Genomic DNA, 18328 nt, shown 5'->3' with positions numbered 1-18328 from the left:
TTCTCCGACAAAAAAATCGAGTGATGTGGGAAGAGCGCTACGGTAGCCTCTTCGTGAGCATGAACGTGTAGGTGGCTGGTCCGTAGAAGTTGGCGACCGTGGCCGCGCTTCCGCAGCCCGTCCCGATGCCGGCGTTCGGGCACACGGACCGATTGGCGAGCGGTATCGGGATACCGCCTCCGTATATCGGGATCAATCCCGATAGCGCGTTGAAGACGTTGTTTCCCGACACCTGGAACGACAGCGTCTTGGCAATTGGGATCCGGAGCGTTGCGTTGGCGACCGTGAACGCACGCTGGTTGAACGAGTTGTTGTTGCCGAAGTACGTCTCCCCGAAGGACGCGTAGCCCGCTCCTCCTGCGAACGCGTACGACAGCTCTCCGTAGCCCTGCGAGTACGGCTCGCGCGTGTTCAGGCCGCTGATGCTGCTGTTGAAGCCGTAGTATGGATAGAACTGCACGGATCCGACGCCCTCGCCGTTGAGATTCTGTCCCGCGACGATGTTGAGGTTCTGGTTCCATTTTGCGGGATTGCTGATGCACGATGCAACCGGCTGCGTGCAGTAGAATCCAGCCGGCAGGTTGTACACGTATCCCCGCTGCAGCCCGGCTGCGAGCGTGTAGCCAAAGCCTACCCGCGGGTGCCGGTTGATCGAGAGCTCGATGCCTTCGAAGCGAAAGTTGCTGATGTTCGTGTTCGTCGCGAAGTACACTGGCGTACTGGCGCTCCCGCCGCCGCTGCACGGTATCGGGTTGAAGCAGTAGGTGCCGCTGAAAATGGTCTCGTCAAAGTAGTGGTTGAAGAGGTTGTTGAGGTAGATGTCGCCCGAGACGATCGTCTGGCCCCCGCCGATGCGCCAGTCGGCACCGACATCGTATCCGAACGCGGTCTCGGCTTTGAGGTTCGTCGTATTGTGCGTGATTGTCGCGTAGTTCCCTGCGTGGAACGATGCGGACGCCGGCGAGATAAGACTCAGCAATCCGAGATACGGCGGCGCGATTGCGCTTCCGGCCGAGGCGCGAATCGCGACGTTTGGGCTCGGGCGAAACTCGAACGCTATGCGTGGATCGTTGTGGCTCGTCGTTGCCGATTCGAACGTCACGTTGCTTCCGTCGGCTGCGCATACCTGGAAGCCAAATGCGAACGGGCAACTCTGGGGAAACGTGTTGTGGTACGTGTTCAAATAGTCGGCGACAGTCATTTCGAGCGTGGGTGAAAGCAGGAAGTGACCGCGGAGTTGATAGGTGGTATAGATGCTCGACGACCCGGTCGGGAGAGTCACGCTCGTGTAGGTCGCGGTCTGCTCCCATACGAGCGCTTGCGTGTCCGTCCGGTCGATGGCGAACGAAACGTCGTCGCCGGCCCCGAACGGATGGTCGTATTCAAAGGACCAGCCATTGAGCTTGTTCTGCTCGGTTTGGCTGAAGTAGTCTTGCCAGAACACGGGGAACGCGTTCCCGTTGTAGGTGCAGTCCGTGACGCCGACGCCACCGTCCGGGCACGTCGTCGCGGGGCTCGTGTAGGACGTGCCGTAGACCGTGAGGTTGTACGGGTCGAGAATGCCTTGCCCCGAGCCTTCATAGGCATTGCGGTAGAGCGTCGCGTGATAGTAGCGGGCCAGGATCGTGTCGTTGCCGAGTGCCGAGCTGATCTCAGCTTGGAAGATGGGCTCGTTGTCGGCCTCGCGGTTCGCGGTTCCGGGATATAAGTAGTCGACGGCCACGGGGCTGCCTGCCGGAATCGAACCGGTGTAACCGCCGCCGGGCGTGAAGGTGCCGAGCGTCAAGTTTCCGATGTTTCCGTTTTGATCCGAAAACGATTGCCCCCCGAGATAGCTCATGGTGAGCGTCGTCGACTGTGAGAAGTGATAGCGCAGCTTTACGAGCTCAGAGGTGTTTTCGAAATCGCCGGAGAGGCGATAGCAGCATCCGACCATCGAGAAGCCGGTTTGGATGCCGCTCTCCGTGTTATTGACGTTGTTCTCTCCGCCGAAGAACGTGCAGTAGTTGTCACAGAAGTTGTAGTTGGGCGAGTACGGATGTGTGCTCCTCGACCAGCCGCTGCCGGAGCCGGGGTCGATCATCACTTGGGTGCCGTTGAGTGCGGATGGGTCGTCGAGGTTTGCGACGTCGACCACGAAGCCGAGGCGCCCGTTGAGTATCGTGTCGGAGATGCCGAAGTTCTCGAAGGTTCCTCCGTGGCTGGTGTACGCGAACTCGTAGGACGGAGTCGGCGCCAGCGTGGGATCCAGCGTGTGAAAGTTGATGGTGCCGTTGATCGCGTTGTTGACCTCCGGTGCCGTCGCGCCCGGACCCTTGATGACCTCGACGTAGCCGAACATGAAGCTGCTCAGGAACGTCGTGACGTAGTCGCCATAATCCGAGATGGCGAGCGGGTGGCCATCGATCAGCGATGCGGTCTCGTACGACGACGCGTCTCTGATCGTCGGAACCGTGATGGCGCCGGGCAGAGCGGCGTTCGCGCTTCCTCCCGGATACGATATTTGGAGACCAGGAATCTCATTAAGTATGTGGATCACTTGCGGCTGGGCTTGATTTTGGAAAGCCTGCGCCGATACGACGCTGACGGACGCGGGCGTCACGTTGAACTGGCCGTGGCCGCGGACGTTGACCGTCGCGATCGTGCGCAGCGACGTGAAGGACGCAGCGTTCAAGCTCACCCCGATGTGCTGCGTCTGGTCCGCAATGACGGCGAGACTGTCGGTCGCTGTGCCGAACCCCGCCTTGCTGACGGTTATCGAGTAGATGCCGGGCACGATAGAGGGGACCGTAAATGCTCCCGCTGCATCGGTCTGCGTCGCATACGACGCCGGACCGCGCAGGTCGACGGTCGCACCGGCAATCGGAGCGCCGTCGCTGGCGGTAACCGTTCCTGACACGCTTCCCGTTCCTGCGGCAGCGGCAGGCGTGGCGGAAAGCACCATGAAGCCCACAGCCAAAGCAATGAGCCAACTCAGAAAAGTCCTAAACATTGGTCTCCTCCGACAGTAACGCGAGTAACGCCCCGGCTGCCGCGCGTCTTGCGAGTGCAGCCGGGCGGGTCCCTGCCCGTTAAGGAGTCTCTAATCTTTTGAGTAGGCGAGCGGCGGGAGTCGGGGAAACGCAGGCGCTCGTGCGGCAAGCCCTGCTGCGGTGGTTTCGGAGAGCCGGGCGGTCCGATCTGCCCTGGCGCCGGGAGCGCTCACCGTATCGCACCCTCGTCAGCGAGTTCATGCTGCAGCAGACCCAGGTCGATCGCGTCGTCCCGATTTTCACGGCCTTCGTCGAGCGCTTTCCGACCCTCACGGCGCTCGCGGCGGCGAGCTGCGGGGAGATCCTGCGCGCCTGGCGTGGCCTCGGCTACAATGCCCGGGCGCTCAGGCTCCACGCCGCCGCCGCGGCCGTCGTCGCCGAGCACCGGGGGAGGCTGCCGCGTGCGACGTCCGCGTTGCTGGCGCTCCCGGGAATCGGCCCGTACACGGCTGCCGCGATTCGTGCCTTCGGCTACGATATCGACGACGTGCCGCTCGACGTCAACCTGAAGCGCGTCCTGCATCGCGTCTTCTGGGGCCCCGAAGATCCCGCTGCGGCGACGAGCACCCAGCTCGCCACGCTCGCGTTCGCCCTCATGCCGCGGGGACGCGCCCACGACTGGAACTCGGCGCTGATGGACTTCGGCGCCACGATCTGCACGTCGCGCGCGCCGAAATGCGCGATCTGTCCCTTGCGAGGAGCCTGTGCTGCTGCAGCGCTCCTCGGCGCTTCCACCGTTGAGCGCACGAGGCGCACGCGACGGACGCGCCGCAAGGCGGTCGCGTTCGTGCTGACGTCGCGCTACGCACGGGGCCGCATCGTCGACCGGCTGCGCGATCTGCCGCCGGGGAAGCGCATCTCACTGCTCGATCTCCATCGCGACCTAAAGGCCGTGCTCGCCGACCGGCGTATCGCCGAAGTGCGCGAGCTCGTCCGCGCGCTCCACGGCGAAGGTCTGGTCGTACTGCAGGACGGGAGCGTCTCGCTGCCATAGCGCCGTAGCGTGTCCGCAGTCCCGTTTCCGAAACGTAAGGTCTCCCGCGCGGTCGCGCTCGAACAGCTGAAAATACTCGAGCGCACCTATCCACGCGCGGCGACCGCGCTCGAGCACCGCAACCCCTACGAGCTGCTGATCGCGGTGATTCTCTCCGCGCAGTGCACCGACGCGCGCGTGAACGTGACGACCCCGATCCTTTTCGAGAAGTATCCGGCGCCGGAAAAGCTCGCGAAGGCCTCTCCAAAGGAGGTCGAGTGCATCATCAAGTCGTGCGGCTTCTACCATGCCAAGGCGAGGAACGTCATCGCGGCCGCGCGCGATATCGCCGAGCGCTTCGGGGGGAAGGTGCCGGCGCAGCGTGAGTCGCTGGAGTCGCTCGCCGGCGTGGGGCGCAAAACCGCAAGCGTGGTGCTCGCCAATGCCTTCGGCGAGCCGGCGCTCGCAGTAGACACGCACGTCTTTCGCGTCGCGCACCGTCTCGGATTGACGACCGGCAAGACGCCGCTCGACGTCGAGCGCGATCTTACCGCGGTCGTTCCTCGTAAGAAGTGGGGGCTCGCAACGCACTGGCTCATTCTGCACGGGCGCGCGATCTGCAAGGCACCGCGGCCGCTGTGCGATCGCTGTCCGTTGCTTGCGCTCTGCCCCACCGGCAGAGCGCTGCAAAAGAATCCGGCGCAGCCCTCTGGGCCGCGCCGGCGTGGGATGAAAACGAAGCCCTACGATTAGGGCTTGTGGGTCGGCTTCGGTTTCGGTTTCGGCGTCGCCGTGTGGCTATGCGACGAGTGCATCATCGATGAGTGCATGGTCGGCTTGGGTTTCGGCGTCGCGTGGTGCGGCGCCATCGTGTGATGGGCCGCCGGCTTCGGGGTCGCCGCCGCCATCGCGATGCCGGTCGTCAGGAATGCCGACGCCAGCAATGCAGCAAATGCTTTGTTCAATCTACACACCTCCTTTCAACGCGAAATTTCTCCGGTGCGGGACGGGGACGCCGCGGGCGCCGGAAATGCTACGTTCGTGCAACGTAGATGACCGGAAGATGGTTCGCCCCCGGCCATACGTTCCCTGGCCTAGCGGCTCTTGCCCACGATAGAGCGCGAGATCACGAGGCGCTGTATCTGCTGCGTTCCTTCGTAGATCTGCGTGATCTTGGCGTCGCGCATCATACGCTCCACGGGGTAATCGGCGGAGTAGCCGAACCCGCCGAGGACCTGAACCGCATCGGTCGTCACCGCCATCGCGACGTCGCCGCATTTGAGCTTGGCCATGGCCGCCCAGAGCGTTACGTCCGAGGTACCCTCGTCGCACCGGCGCGCAGCTTCATAAAGGAGGAGGCGCGCCGCCTCGACCTCCGTCTTCATGTCGGCGAGCATGAATCCCACGCCTTGATGCTGACCGATCGGCTTGCCGAAGGCGATTCGCTCCTTGGCGTAATTGGTTGCGTACTCAAGTGCTCCGGCAGCGATTCCCAGCGCTTGCGCCGCGATGCCGGGGCGCGATTTGTCAAGCACCCGCATCGCGATCTTGAAGCCCTCGCCCTCCGCCCCGATGCGGTTTGTCGCCGGAACGATGCAGTCGTTGAAGTTGAGCTCGACGGTCGGCGATCCGCGGATGCCCATCTTGCGCTCCTTCTTGCCGACGTTGAAACCGTCGAACGTCTTCTCGACGATGAACGCGCTGATGCCCTTGGGCCCCATCGACGGATCGGTCACGGCGAAGACGCAGACCACATCGGCGAGGCCGCCGTGGGTGATCCAAATCTTCGTTCCATTGAGCACGTACGTGTCGCCGCGCCGTTGCGCGCGCGTGCGCATCGAGCCCGCGGCATCGGAGCCGCTCGTGCTTTCCGTCAGCGCGTAGGCGGCAATCCACTCACCGGAGGCGAGCTTCGGAAGGTAGTGCTTCTTCTGGGCCTCATCGCCGCCGATGAAAATCGGAAGCATGCCGAGCTCCTGCACCGCGACGATGAGCGAGCTCGAAGCGCAGGCCTTGGCAATTTCCTCGACGACCTTCACGTAGGTGAGGAACGTCCCGCCGAGTCCGCCGTACTCGACCGGGATCGGGATGCCGAGCAAGTCGTTTTGCGCGAAGAGCTGCTTCAAATCCATCGGGAACTCGCCGCGCTCGTCGATCTCCGCGGCGCGCGGCGCGACGCGCTCTACGACAAGCTGTCGCACGACCGCGAGGATCAGCTCCTCGGTTTCTTGCGTTTGTGCCCGCTCCGGTACCGTGGTGGCCATGCGGTGCCGCTTCCACGCCCAAGGGAGGCTCTCCGTCCTCCGGGCGCATACTCCACCCGCCTATGGACAAGGTCGTCGCCACCTGCGCGCAAGCCATCGCGGACATACCGGACGGGGCTACGCTCGCGGTCGGCGGTTTCGGGCTCAACGGCATACCGCACAACCTCATCTCCGCGCTGCTCGAGCACGGTGCGACCGATCTCGTCACCGTCAGCAACAACTGCGGCGTCGACGGTTGGGGACTCGGCGTCTTACTCGATCGCAAGCGCATTTGCAGAACCACCGGCTCGTACGTCGGAGAGAATCGCGAGTTCGAGCGCCAGTACCTAAGCGGCGAGCTCGAAGTCGAGCTCGTTCCGCAGGGAACGCTCGCCGAGCGGTTGCGGGCCGGCGGGTGCGGCATTCCCGCATTCTACACGCCCGCCGGCGTCGGTACGCCGGTCGCCGACGGCGGCCTGCCATGGCGTTACGCTCCCGACGGAAGCGTCGCGGTCGCATCGCCGCCCAAAGAGGTGCGCCGTTTCGGCGATCGCGAGTACGTGCTCGAGTACGGAATCGTTTGCGACTTCGCGCTCGTGCGCGCTACCGTCGGCGATCGGCAAGGCAACCTCGTCTTCGCAAAGGCGACGAGAAACTTCAACCCGCTCTGTGCGATGGCGGGTCGGATCACGATCGCCGAAGTCGAGGAGCTGGTCGAGCCTGGCGCGATCGTTCCCGAAGACGTGCACCTGCCGGGCATCTTCGTGCAACGGGTCGTTCCCGTCGGTGCGGAGGGGAAACGCATCGAGCGCGTGACCACCAGAAAGGCGGTCTCCTGAGATGGCCTTGACGCGAATCGAGCTCGCAGCGCGCGTAGCGCGCGAGCTGCGCGACGGGCAGTACGTCAACCTTGGCATCGGCCTGCCGACGCTCGTGCCGAACTACGTGCCCGAAGGCGTGACGGTGGTGCTTCAGAGCGAGAACGGCATTCTCGGCTTCGGACCGTATCCGTACGAAGGCGACGAGGATCCCGATCTCATCAACGCTGGAAAGGAGACCGTGACGGTTCTTCCGGGTGCTTCGTTCTTCGATTCCGCGCTCTCCTTCGGAATGATTCGCGGAGGGCACATCGACGTCGCGGTTCTCGGTGCGATGCAAGTCTCGCAGACGGGCGATCTCGCCAACTGGATGATCCCCGGCAAGATGGTGAAGGGGATGGGCGGCGCCATGGATCTCGTGCACGGTGCGAAGCGCGTCATCGTGATGATGGAACACGTCGCCAAAGGAGGCGATCGCAAGATCGTGCGCGAGTGCTCGCTGCCTCTCACGGGACGCGGGGTCGTCAATCGCATCATCACGGATCTCGCGGTGATCGACGTTGCGCCCGACGGTCTGGTGCTGCGCGAGACGGCCCCCGGCGTGAGCGTGGACGACGTGCGAAAGGCAACCGAACCGGCGCTGCGAGTCGAGCTCGGCCCGGTGGGCTGAATATGCAACGGGCGAAGGAAGGGGTACGCAGCCGGCTAACGCATGAACGCTTTCCGCTCCTACTCTTGGAGGTTCATTCATGCAGCGATCCAGATTCCGCCTCAGCCTCGTCGCCGTCGCATTCGCACTCGCCGTCGGCTTCGGCAGCGGCGTCGCGTTTGCCGTGCAAACGCACATGTTCAACGCGCTGAGCGATCTTCGCGCCGCCAGCAACCAGCTCAGCATGGCGATCACGGACAAGGCCGGTCATCGCATCAGGGCGATGGGGCTGGTCAACCAGGCTATTACTGAGGTTCAGGCGGGCATCGCCGCCGGCCGCTGAGACCGTAACCGTAGAATCTTCGAAACGATGGCCGCCCTTACGGGGCGGCCATCGTTTCAGACGCTGGTTCCTCCCGAAACTGCTTGCGGTACAACCGCGCGTAGGAACCGTCGCGAGTGAGGAGCGCGGCGTGCGTCCCTTGCTCGACGATACGGCCGCGCTCGATCACGAAGATGACGTCGGCCGAGAGAATCGTCGAAAGCCGATGCGCGATGGCAAGCGTCGTGCGCCCGCGCATGACGCGTTCGAGCGCCGTCTGGATTGCGGCTTCGCTGTGCGAGTCGAGCGCGCTCGTCGCCTCGTCGAGAATCAGAATACGCGGGTCATTGAGGAGCACCCGCGCGATGGCAAGCCGCTGGCGCTCGCCGCCCGAGAGCTTGTGGCCGCGCTCGCCGACGACGGTTTGGTAGCCGTCGGGTAGGCTTACGATGAAGTCGTGGATGTTCGCCGCCGTCGCCGCCGCCGCGATCTCCTCGGTCGTCGCGTCGGGCTTGCCGTATCGCAGATTGCTCTCGATCGTGTCGTGAAAGAGATACGTCTCTTGCGTTACGATCCCGATGTGACGTCGCAGCGAGTCGAGCGTGACGGTGCGCACGTCGTGGCCGTCGACGAGGACGCGGCCTTCTTGCGGATCGTAGAAGCGCGGCACGAGCTGCGTGATCGTCGTCTTTCCGGCTCCGGTCGGCCCCACGAAGGCCGCTACTTGGCCGCTGCGGACCTCGAAAGAGACTTTATCGAGTATGCGCCGCGCATCGGTGTAGCCGAAGCTCACGTCCTCGAACGCGACGTCGCCTCTGATCTCGGGTAGCGCGACGGCGTTCGGGGCATCGTACGCTTCAGCCGGTAAATCGAGGTACTCGAAGATGCGCTCGAAGACGGCGAACGCGCTGACGATCTGCACCTGGATTCCCGCGAGTGCCGCGGCAGGTCCGTAGAGCCGCGTCTGAATGAAGGAGACGAACGCGACGATGACGCCGATTTGCAGCGTATGCTGGATCGCGAGCCATCCGCCGCCGAGCCAAACGATTACGGGGCCGATGATGACCATCGCCGTCACCAATGCGAGAAACCAGCGCCCGACCATCGCGAGGCGAACCTCGAGATTCATGAGTTTCGTTCCCACGCCGTAGAAGCGCTTGCTCTCGTACTCCTCGCGGGCGAACGATTTGATGAGAGTAATCCCTGAAATCGAGAGCGTCTCTTGCGTGATCGACTCGATCTCGTCGCGTTGCTCGCGCGTGCGCCGGCGTACTTGATACATGCGTCGCCCCACCGGGCCGAGCGGGACGATCATCAGCGGAACCACGATGGCGGAGAGCAGTGCGAGCCGCCAGTTCCAGACGAACATCGCGGCGAGCGTCGTGCCGATGACGACGACGTTGGTCACGATGGCCGTGAGGGTTCCCGTCACGACGTTGTCGATGTTGTCCACGTCGTTCGAGACGCGGTTCATGATCTCGCCGGTCTTGGTGCCCGTGAAGAACGCAATCGGCATGCGGTGCAGGTGGGATACCAGGCTCGTGCGGATGTCGCGCATGATGCCTTCGCCGACGACCGAGTTCAGGTAGCCTTGCACGACGCCGATCGCCGCTGCCACAAGGGCGGAGGCGACGATGATTGCGAGATCGACGAGCAGCATCGAGAGGCTGCCTCGCGGGATCGCGACGTCGATGATGTGCGCCGTCAGGAAACCGGGAACCAGCCCGAGCAGCGACGCGATGACGATGCACGCCAGCACCAGCGTCTGCGGCCGCCAATACGGCATGAACAGCGCGCCGATGCGTTTCCAGTCGATGCGGCGCCGAACGCTTGGCTTGTCCGGGCTGTACATGTTTCCCCACATCAGCCCATGCCCGCTCATCATGGCGCAGACTCCGCGGCGAGCGAATACGATCGCCGCGTCGGACCAAGCCTCACGTTGAGAGAATTATCACGGAGCGGTACGCTGGTGGAGCGAGACCTTGTTGCCTTCCGGGTCGGAGAACGACGTGATCCGGCACACCGGGGTGTCGTAGATCTCTTCGACGGACAGGCCGCGCGCGATCAGGTCGTTGCGCGCGCTCTCGATGTCGTCGACCTCGAAGACGACGCTGCCGGCGCTGCCTGCGGGGCGCCCGGCCCATTCCTCCGTTAGCACTGCGAAGTAGCCGCCGCCGAGTTTTACCTCGTCGTATTTGAGCACGCCGCTCTCGGCGAACTCGCCGCTGAACGGCAGCCCGAGAACGTCGCGATAGAAGTCGCGAACGCGAGCGACGTCCTTTGCCGGATAGGCCGTGAAAGCGATCTCTTTGATCGTCATGGGGACACCTCCGTCTCTCGTTTTGTGTTGTGTAGGGCGGCAAGCTGGCCGAAAAGCTCGCGCTCCTTTTCGGAGAGCTGCTGTGGAAGCTGACCGATCAGTCGAACGTATTGATCGCCGGCTCCGTTGCCCTTGACGTCGGGCATGCCCTTTCCCGCCAAGCGCAGGAGCCGGTTGTTCTGCGTTCCCTCGGGAATCTTCATCGACACCGGGCCGGTCATCGTCGGCACTTGCACCTCGCTGCCCAGCACCAAATCGTAGAGGCTCACCGGCAGATCCACGTACAAATCGTTGCCTTTGCGTTGATACGTTGGATCGTCGCGGATCTTGACGACGAGAAAGAGATCGCCGTTCGGCGAGCCGCTGCCGCCTTGGCCTGCGAGCCGAATGCGCTGGCCGCCGGCGATGCCGCGCGGAATCGTTACGTCGAACCTCTTCGTGACGACTGCATGGCCCGTACCGTGACACGTCGTGCAGAGCTTGCCGCGCTCGGTGCCGCTGCCGTGACAGCGCGGGCAGACGTCCTCGAGCTGCAGCGATACGGACTTCTTGCCGCCGTTATAGGCGTCGCGCAGCGACAACTCGATCGTGCTCTCGATATCCTGGCCTCGTCGCGCGACGCCGCTCGCAGCGCTCGGCCGCCGTCCGACGCCGGAGAAGAAGAGATCGAAGAAATCCGAGAAGCCGCTCGCTCCGCCGAAGTTTGAGAAATCAAAACCCTCGGTGTCGAACTGCGTGCGGTACCGCTGCTGTTGCTCGGCCTGCTGCGCCGCCTGCTGCCAATCCGCGCCGAGCATGTCGTACTTGCGCCGCTTCTGCGCGTCGCCGAGCACTTCGTACGCTTCAGATATCTCCTTGAACTTCTCTTCGGCTTCTTTCGGCTTATCCGGATTGGTGTCGGGATGCCACTTTCTTGCGAGCTTACGATACGTCGACTTGATCTCTTTCTCGGTCGCCGTCTTGGGAACGCCGAGAGTCGCGTAGTAGTCCTTGTAGTTCATCCGCGCACGGCTCGCTTACTCGGAGCGCTTCGCGACGATGACCTTTGCGGGGCGAAGGAGCTCGTCGTCGATCGTGTATCCCTTCTCGGATACGGCGACGACCGTGTCGTCTGGAACGCCGTCGGTCGCAGCCGTGGTGGCGATCGCTTCGGCGACGTGCGGATCGAACGCTTTGCCCTGCACCTCGATCGGCCGAACGCCTTCGGCGCCGAGCACCGAACGAAATCCGCGAACGGTCTGTTCGATGCCGTCGCGCAGCGCGTCACCTTGGGACTCGGACTCGAGCGCTCGCTCCAGATTGTCGAGCACGGGAAGAAAGCGCTCCAACAGCGTGCGGCGCCGGTCGGTAAGCATCTTGCGCAGATCGCGCTCGGTGCGTTTCTTGAAGTTCTCGAAGTCCGCGGCGGCGAGAAGGAAGCGGTTGTAGTTCTCGTCGGCACGAGCCGTCGCCGCAGCGAGCTGCTCGCGCAGCTGCGCTACGGAGTCGGGCCCGTCGGGAGCCCGCGGCGTAACCGGGGCCCCCATCACTGCTTCATCCTCGACGCCTGCGGGGTCGAGTCGCTGTTCCTCGAGCATCGTCGAGTGAGGTTACTTCGACTCTTTGAACTCGGCGTCGATGACGTCTTCTTGCTCTCCCGCGCCGGACGACGCGCCGTTCGTCGGCGCACCCTCACCGCTCGGGGCGGCGCCGTCACCGCCCGGCGACGCTTTGTAGAGCAACTCCGCCATCTTGTAACTCGCCTGCTGCAGACGCTCGACGGCAGGCTTGATCTCGTCGGCGGTCCCGTTGTCGCTCACGCGCTTGAGCTCCGCGAGCGCCGTCTCCACGTCGCCGCGGGCCGATGCGTCGAGCCGGTCGCCGACTTCCTTCAGCGATTTTTCAGTCGAGTAGATGAGGCTCGAGGCTTGGTTGCGCGTCTCGGCCTCTTCGCGTTTGCGCTCGTCGGCCGAGGCTTGCATTTCGGCGTCCTTGACCATGCGATCGACTTCGTCTTTGGTGAGATTCGTCGTCGCAGTGATCGTGATCTGCTGCTCCTTGCCGGTGCCGAGGTCTTTGGCGTTGACGTGGACGATACCGTTGGCATCGATGTCGAAGGTGACCTCGATTTGCGGAACGCCGCGCGGCGCCGCGGGAAGCCCTTCGAGTCGAAATCGCCCCAAGGTCTTGTTGTCGCCCGCCATCGGACGCTCGCCTTGCAGCACGTGGATGTCGACCGAGGTTTGCCCGTCTTCGGCCGTCGTGAAGATCTGCGACTTCTTCGTCGGGATCGTCGTGTTGCGCTCGATGAGCTTCGTCATCACCCCGCCCATCGTTTCGAGGCCGAGCGAGAGCGGCGTGACGTCGAGCAGAACGATGTCGCGCACTTCACCCGAGAGCACGCCGGCTTGGATCGCCGCGCCGACCGCGACGACTTCGTCCGGGTTGACGGTGAGGTTAGGCTCCTTGCCGGTCAGCTTGCGCACGAGTTGCTGAATGACCGGCATGCGCGTCGCGCCGCCGACCATGATGATCTCGTCGAGCTTCGACACGTCGAGCTTCGCATCGGCGATCGCGTTCTTGAACGGCGCGATGCACCGGTCGGAGAGATCGCTCGTCAGCTCTTCAAACTTCGCCCGCGTGAGGACGTAGTCGAGATGCTTGGGCCCTTCCTGGTCCGCCGTGATGAACGGGAGATTGATCGACGTCTGCACGACCGAAGAGAGCTCGATCTTCGCTTTTTCAGCGCCCTCGGTCAGCCGTTGCATCGCTTGCCGGTCCTTGGCGAGATCGACGCCTTGATCTTTACGGAAACTCGTCACGAGCCAGTCGACGACGCGCTGGTCGTAGTCGTCGCCACCCAGATGCGTGTCGCCGTTGGTCGCTTTGACTTCGAAAACGCCGTCCCCGACCTCGAGGATCGAGACGTCGAACGTGCCGCCGCCGAGATCCCAAACGAGGATCGTCTCGTTGGCCTTTTTGTCGAGCCCGTACGCAAGCGCTGCGGCCGTCGGCTCGTTGATGATGCGCAGCACGTCGAGTCCGGCGATCTTGCCGGCGTCCTTGGTCGCTTGACGCTGTGCGTCGTTAAAATACGCGGGAACCGTGATGACGGCCTTCGTCACTCGTTCGCCGAGATAGTTGCTCGCGTCGTTGACGAGCTTTTGGAGGATCATCGCGGAGATCTCTTGCGGCGTGTAGTCCTTGCCGTCGATCTTGACGTGATAGGTGCCCTCGCCCATATGCCGCTTGATCGAGGAGATCGTGCGATCCGAATTCGTGATCGCTTGGCGCTTCGCGAGCTGCCCGACGAGCCGTTCACCCGTTTTGGTGAAGGCGACGACGGACGGCGTTGTGCGCGATCCCTCAGAGTTCGGGATGACGACGGGCTGCGTGCCCTCCATGACGGCAACGACGGAGTTCGTCGTGCCGAGGTCGATGCCGACCACTTTTGCCATGTAGTTTTGGTGCCTCTTTCGTGAAAAAAATTTGTGTACTGCACTCGTCCCGGACCAGCTACTCCCGGCGCGCTCGAGCGGAGGTTACGCTCGGGTGAGTCGGAATACGCCTTGCCGCTTACGGACGATTGCGACGCTCGGTCATCATACCAGGATGACCGGCTACATCAAGCAACCCGCGCGGTGAAGCGCGGGTTGCAGGAGCCGCCTTTCGGGGCCTCGATTACGGCTGCTGGATGGGTTGAGCTGCCGGCCGCTCGGCCAACTTCACGACGACGAGTTTGCGGTCGCCTTGCGACCACACGTCGAGCCGCAAGTCCTGCCCCGGCCGCCTCGACGCGATGTAGTGGCTGAGCGCGCTGTTCGAGCTGAAGCCTCTGCCGTCTGCGGAGACGACGACGTCGCCCGGCTGCAAGCCCGCTTGGTCTGCCGGCGATCCGCCGACCACCTGCACGATGGCGACGCCGGCGGTCCCGCTGTAGCCGATCTGGTTGCGAAGTCCGGCGTTGAGGTTCTCGAGCACGACGCCGACAAAGCCCTGACCCGTGCCCTGATGGATGCCGGGGTGCGCCTCGAGCTGCGCCACGACGCGTCGCACGGTGTTCGAAGGGATCGCGAAGCCGATGCCCTGCGCGAACGCCGAACGGACCGTGGACTGGTTGATGCCGATCACTCGCCCGTTGATGTCGATGAGCGGGCCGCCCGAGTTGCCCGGATTGATCGGAGCCGAGGTCTGGAGCAAGCCCTTGAAGGCGATCGCCGTACCGCCGCCCTCGGTTGGAATCTGCTCGTCGCGGTCGAATCCCGAGACCACGCCCACCGTTACGGTCTGCTGGAGCTCGAGCGGTTCGCCGATTGCGATAGCCCACTGGCCTTGCTCGAGCCGGTCGGAGTCGCCCAACTGCAGCGGGGGCGGAAGCTTCCCGTACCGATCCACTTTGACGATCGCGATGTCGGCGTCGATGTTCGTAGCGATGACGTGCGCCGGCACCTTGTCGCCGTTCGCGAAAACCACGGTCAGTCGCGTAATGCGGCCGCCCTGGGGCGCGGTCACGACGTGTGCGTTCGTGACGATGTCGCCTTGCGCGTCGTAGACGAAGCCCGATCCGGACGCGCGGCCGTGAAACGGTTGGACGACGCCGGGACCCTGGTTTCCGAAGAACTGCTGCATGAGCGGATCCACCGGAACGTACTGCTGCCCGTTGATCTCGACTTGGATGGCGACGACCGAGGCCTTCGTGCGCTTCACCGCGCTGACGATGCGATCTTGGTCGCTCACGCCGGTGAGCGGCGCGGCCGAGACCGGCGGCGGAGCGTTGTTCGGCCCGGCGACGCCGGAAAAATGCGTGCTCGCATAGAGCATCATGGCGAAGCTGCCGACGATGGCACCAACGAGCCCGATGATCAACGCGGGCAAAATGCGATTCTTTGACATACCCTCTCTCTCAAACTAACGCGGAGCGTCCGCTACAATGTTCCCGTCCCGGAGCCTAACGATTCGTCGGGCGTGGGCGGCGACGTTCTCGTCGTGGGTAACCATGACGATGGTCCGCCCTACAGCATTGAGATTCCTGAAAACCTGCAGAAGTTCTTCGCTGGTTGCGGAGTCGAGGTTCCCCGTGGGCTCGTCGGCCAGGAGAACCGCGGGGTCGTTCACGAGGGCCCGGGCGATCGCCACTCGCTGCTGCTGTCCCCCGGAGAGCTGGCTCGGCTTGTGGCCTGCCCTGTCTGCCAGCCCAAGCTCCGTCATGACGGCCATCGCGCGCGCCTTACGCTCGCGCGGGGCCATCCCTGCGTAAAAGAGAGGAAGCGCGACGTTGCTCAGCGCGTCGGCGCGGCCGAGCAGATTGAAACCCTGAAAGACAAAGCCCAGCTTGTGCAGGCGAATCTCGGCTAGCGCGTTGTCGTCCAAGCCGGAGACGTCGATGCCGTCGAGGAGATACTGCCCCCGCGTCGCCCGGTCGAGGCAGCCGATGAGATTCATCAGCGTGGACTTGCCGGAGCCAGACGGGCCCATGATTGCGACGTACTCGCCGCGTTCGATCGTGAGATCGATGCCGTGCAGGACCTCCAGCTCGAGCGGGCCGGTCGAGTATACTTTGACGATCCCGCGTAGCGCGACCACCGGCGCGTCACTCATAGCGTAGCGCCTCGATCGGATCGAGTCGCGATGCGCGATACGCCGGGTACGTGCCGAACGCCAGCGCCGCGACGACCGCAAAGCCTGCTGCGACCACCACGGCGGAGAGCCACGGAATCGGCGTGATCGCGCCCGTGAGCCGTACGATCGCGAACTGATTCACGGCTTGACCGATCGCGAGGCCGATCGCAAGTCCGATGGCGCACCCGCTGCCGCAGAGCAAGAGCGACTCGACGAAGAACTGCGCGAGGATCTGCGATGCGCGCGCTCCGATGGCCTTTCGCACGCCGATTTCGCGTGTGCGCTCGGCGACCGAGACGAGCATGATGTTCATGACGCCGATTCCCGCGACGACGAGCGAGACGGCGCCGATCAACGCGACGACCATCGTCATCGCGTTGAAGATACCGTTGATGCCCTGGGTGATTTGGGCCTTGTCGAACGTCTGATACTGTTGGCCGCGGGCTGCGCCATGGCGCGCACGTAGCGCGTTCATCACGGCGAGCTCCAGCGAGGGGATGTCCGCGGGATTGGCGGCGATGAAGCGCCCCGCGAAGACCGTCGATCCGCGCACGTACGTCTGTACGTACGTCGTCCACGGGATCGAAATGTCCGAGCCGAAGGACGCGTTGATGAACCCGTGGTGCGGCGGCTGCAGCACGCCGACGATGACGTAGCGCCGCGATCCGGCATAGATGTTCTCTCCGGTCGGGTCGCCGCCGTTTGGGAAGAGACGGAGATAGACGGCGTTCGAGATGACGCACACGTGGGCCGCCGTCGCGACGTCGGCGTCGGTGAAGCGGCGACCGTACTCGACCGGCGTCGTGTTGAACGGGATCGGCCCGTCGGGCGAAATCCCGTACCGGGCCTGCTGGTGGCCGGCGCGCACGAGATCGCTGTGGAACCCCAGCGGCTGCGCGTCGACGATGCCCGGAATGGATGCCTTGATCGCGTCGAGATCGCTCAGCCGAATGCTCGCCATCGTCGAGTTGCGTTGCGTCGTGTTGGGAAAGATGATGAACGAGTTGTCGGCGACATTGCCAAGCGCCGCGTTCACCGCTCCGCCCATGCTCTTGCCGAGAACGAGTATCGCGACGACCGCGCCGACGCCGATGATCAGGCCGGTGACCGTCAGGAGCGACCGCACCTTGTTCGCAAGGAGCACGCGCAGCGCTTCGGCCGCGTACATCATGCGCGAAGCGCCTCGATCGGGTCGAGGCGTGCGGCGCGTAATGCCGGATAGGTCCCGAAGAGCACGCCGACGACGATCGAAAAGCCGACGGCGAGGCTCACGATGAACACGTACGGGATGATCATCTCGCCGAGCTGTTGGGAGAGCAGCGACGCGCCCCCGACGGTGACGAGAACGCCGATCACCATGCCGATGCCGCCGCCGACGAGCGCGAGCACGACGGACTCCATGAGGAATTGGAGGGCGATGTCGTTACGGCTGGCGCCGACCGCCTTGCGAATGCCGATCTCGCGCGTGCGCTCGGTGACCGAGACCAGCATGATGTTCATGATGCCGATACCGGCGACAATCAGAGCGACGCCTCCGATCGCTGCGAGGCCCACCCCCACGATGTTCAAAACGTTCTCGAAAGATTTGATCAAATCGGCCGTGTTTTGCGTCACGTATTTGGCGCCGGGGCCGTGAATGCGCTGCAGCGCGCCAATCGCGAGCTTTCCAGCCGTTTCCTCCGTTCCGCTCGGCGCGTAGATCAAGATATAGTCCGGCGGCGAGGGATCGACGTCGCGGTGAAACGTCGTGTACGGAATCGCAACCGTGCTGCTGCCGACCAGCGAGTTGAGGAAGGAGCCGCGAATGTTCGAGTACACGCCCACGACGCGGTAGCGACCGCCGTTGATGCGCAAGTAGTTTCCAAGGGCATTTCCGGTTCCGAAGTACTCCGCGCCGAGATCCGCGGTGATCACGCAGACGTGCGCGGCGGTGGAGACGTCTTCTTGGCTCAGCTTACGGCCTTGCTGCATCGCGATCCCGTCGTCGTGAAAGCCGCTCGTCGCAACGACCGACGGGTAGTCGTGCTTGTTGCCGAACGTCGTGAGATACGTGCGGTTCCATTCGGGAATCACCCACGGCGTGATGCCTTGCAAGGCCCGCGCGACCGGGCGAACGTCGGCGTAGTGGATCTGTGCGATCGAAGGATAGTCTTGCGCGGGATCGGCCTGTACGATGACCGGAAAGGTTCCGAAGGAGCCAAACGTGCTCGCGATGCCGCTGGTCGTCGCGCGGCTGATTCCGAAGACCGTGATGATCGACGCGCTTCCGATGATCATCCCGAGCATCGTCAGCAGCGATCGCATGCGATTGCGCCACAGCGACGTCACGGCTTCCTCGAGGTATGCGAGGATGCGATGCACGCTAGAGCTTCC

17 protein-coding genes are annotated in these 18328 nt (G+C 63.8%); 5 read left to right on the top strand and 12 right to left on the bottom strand.

What is annotated here, in order from left to right; translation table 11 throughout:
- Positions 1-37: 37 nt before the first annotated feature.
- A complete protein-coding gene (locus VMV82_03030; GenBank protein ID HUY40522.1) occupies positions 38-2899 on the bottom strand; it encodes a TonB-dependent receptor in 2862 nt (953 codons plus the stop codon).
- Positions 2900-3132: 233 nt separating this feature from the next.
- Between VMV82_03030 and VMV82_03025 the strand changes: the two genes are divergently transcribed.
- Entirely contained in the window at positions 3133-4026 is an 894-nt protein-coding gene (locus VMV82_03025; GenBank protein ID HUY40521.1) for an A/G-specific adenine glycosylase, read from the top strand.
- 9 nt (positions 4027-4035) lie between these two features.
- Positions 4036-4758 (top strand): endonuclease III, encoded by a 723-nt coding sequence (gene nth, locus VMV82_03020; protein HUY40520.1) that lies wholly within the window; start codon positions 4036-4038, stop codon positions 4756-4758.
- Here nth and VMV82_03015 read toward each other — a convergent pair.
- Together VMV82_03015 and VMV82_03010 are read right to left on the bottom strand one after the other, a co-directional pair.
- Complete coding sequence (locus tag VMV82_03015; GenBank protein ID HUY40519.1) at positions 4755-4970, bottom strand: hypothetical protein; 216 nt, start codon at positions 4968-4970, stop codon at positions 4755-4757. The two genes, nth and VMV82_03015, sit on opposite strands and share 4 nt — an antisense overlap.
- 129 nt (positions 4971-5099) lie before the next feature.
- Entirely contained in the window at positions 5100-6269 is a 1170-nt protein-coding gene (locus VMV82_03010; protein HUY40518.1) for an acyl-CoA dehydrogenase family protein, read from the bottom strand.
- A 62-nt stretch (positions 6270-6331) separates the two neighbouring features.
- On the opposite strand from VMV82_03010, the gene VMV82_03005 reads away from it, so the two are divergent.
- The 3 genes from VMV82_03005 (at position 6332) to VMV82_02995 (ending at position 8058) form a co-directional block, all read left to right on the top strand.
- Positions 6332-7087: a CoA transferase subunit A gene (locus tag VMV82_03005; protein ID HUY40517.1), complete on the top strand. Its 756-nt coding sequence runs from the start codon at positions 6332-6334 to the stop codon at positions 7085-7087.
- A gap of 1 nt (position 7088) precedes the next feature.
- Positions 7089-7736: a CoA transferase subunit B gene (locus VMV82_03000; protein HUY40516.1), complete on the top strand. Its 648-nt coding sequence runs from the start codon at positions 7089-7091 to the stop codon at positions 7734-7736.
- Positions 7737-7815: 79 nt separating this feature from the next.
- Complete coding sequence (locus VMV82_02995) at positions 7816-8058, top strand: hypothetical protein (protein HUY40515.1); 243 nt, start codon at positions 7816-7818, stop codon at positions 8056-8058.
- Positions 8059-8095: 37 nt separating this feature from the next.
- Here the strand turns inward: VMV82_02995 and VMV82_02990 are convergent, their stop codons facing one another.
- From VMV82_02990 to VMV82_02950, 9 genes are all read right to left on the bottom strand, one after another.
- On the bottom strand, positions 8096-9922 hold the full coding sequence (locus tag VMV82_02990) for an ABC transporter ATP-binding protein (GenBank protein HUY40514.1): 1827 nt from the start codon (positions 9920-9922) through the stop codon (positions 8096-8098).
- Between the two features lie 66 nt (positions 9923-9988).
- Positions 9989-10357, bottom strand: a complete 369-nt coding sequence (locus VMV82_02985; protein HUY40513.1) for a VOC family protein — start codon at positions 10355-10357, stop codon at positions 9989-9991.
- A complete protein-coding gene (locus tag VMV82_02980; GenBank protein HUY40512.1) occupies positions 10354-11358 on the bottom strand; it encodes a DnaJ C-terminal domain-containing protein in 1005 nt (334 codons plus the stop codon). The genes VMV82_02985 and VMV82_02980 overlap by 4 nt, the downstream gene beginning before the upstream one ends.
- 15 nt (positions 11359-11373) lie before the next feature.
- Positions 11374-11934 (bottom strand): nucleotide exchange factor GrpE, encoded by a 561-nt coding sequence (locus VMV82_02975; protein HUY40511.1) that lies wholly within the window; start codon positions 11932-11934, stop codon positions 11374-11376.
- A 12-nt stretch (positions 11935-11946) separates the two neighbouring features.
- Positions 11947-13794, bottom strand: coding sequence for a molecular chaperone DnaK (gene dnaK / locus VMV82_02970; GenBank protein ID HUY40510.1), 1848 nt, complete (start codon positions 13792-13794; stop codon positions 11947-11949).
- 223 nt (positions 13795-14017) lie between these two features.
- Complete coding sequence (locus VMV82_02965; protein ID HUY40509.1) at positions 14018-15211, bottom strand: trypsin-like peptidase domain-containing protein; 1194 nt, start codon at positions 15209-15211, stop codon at positions 14018-14020.
- A gap of 33 nt (positions 15212-15244) precedes the next feature.
- A complete protein-coding gene (locus VMV82_02960) occupies positions 15245-15934 on the bottom strand; it encodes an ABC transporter ATP-binding protein (GenBank protein HUY40508.1) in 690 nt (229 codons plus the stop codon).
- Positions 15927-17126, bottom strand: a complete 1200-nt coding sequence (locus tag VMV82_02955; GenBank protein HUY40507.1) for an ABC transporter permease — start codon at positions 17124-17126, stop codon at positions 15927-15929. Before VMV82_02955 ends, VMV82_02960 begins: the two co-directional genes overlap by 8 nt.
- Complete coding sequence (locus VMV82_02950) at positions 17123-18316, bottom strand: ABC transporter permease (GenBank protein HUY40506.1); 1194 nt, start codon at positions 18314-18316, stop codon at positions 17123-17125. Before VMV82_02950 ends, VMV82_02955 begins: the two co-directional genes overlap by 4 nt.
- Positions 18317-18328 lie beyond the last annotated feature (12 nt).

It is taken from the genome of Candidatus Dormiibacterota bacterium (assembly GCA_035532035.1).
Classification (GTDB): domain Bacteria; phylum Vulcanimicrobiota; class Vulcanimicrobiia; order Vulcanimicrobiales; family Vulcanimicrobiaceae; genus Tyrphobacter.
Note: the sequence above shows the minus strand (reverse complement) of the source record. Positions and strands in the feature narration are given on the sequence as shown.

Coding starts and splice junctions, on each gene's coding strand:
- VMV82_03010 (HUY40518.1), bottom strand. CDS start 6,269: ATGGCCACCACGGTACCGGAGCGGGCACAAACGCAAGAAACCGAGGAG.
- VMV82_03005 (HUY40517.1), top strand. CDS start 6,332: ATGGACAAGGTCGTCGCCACCTGCGCGCAAGCCATCGCGGACATACCG.
- VMV82_03000 (HUY40516.1), top strand. CDS start 7,089: ATGGCCTTGACGCGAATCGAGCTCGCAGCGCGCGTAGCGCGCGAGCTG.
- VMV82_02995 (HUY40515.1), top strand. CDS start 7,816: ATGCAGCGATCCAGATTCCGCCTCAGCCTCGTCGCCGTCGCATTCGCA.
- VMV82_02990 (HUY40514.1), bottom strand. CDS start 9,922: ATGATGAGCGGGCATGGGCTGATGTGGGGAAACATGTACAGCCCGGAC.
- VMV82_02985 (HUY40513.1), bottom strand. CDS start 10,357: ATGACGATCAAAGAGATCGCTTTCACGGCCTATCCGGCAAAGGACGTC.
- VMV82_02980 (HUY40512.1), bottom strand. CDS start 11,358: ATGAACTACAAGGACTACTACGCGACTCTCGGCGTTCCCAAGACGGCG.
- VMV82_02975 (HUY40511.1), bottom strand. CDS start 11,934: ATGCTCGAGGAACAGCGACTCGACCCCGCAGGCGTCGAGGATGAAGCA.
- dnaK (HUY40510.1), bottom strand. CDS start 13,794: ATGGCAAAAGTGGTCGGCATCGACCTCGGCACGACGAACTCCGTCGTT.
- VMV82_02960 (HUY40508.1), bottom strand. CDS start 15,934: ATGAGTGACGCGCCGGTGGTCGCGCTACGCGGGATCGTCAAAGTATAC.
- VMV82_02955 (HUY40507.1), bottom strand. CDS start 17,126: ATGATGTACGCGGCCGAAGCGCTGCGCGTGCTCCTTGCGAACAAGGTG.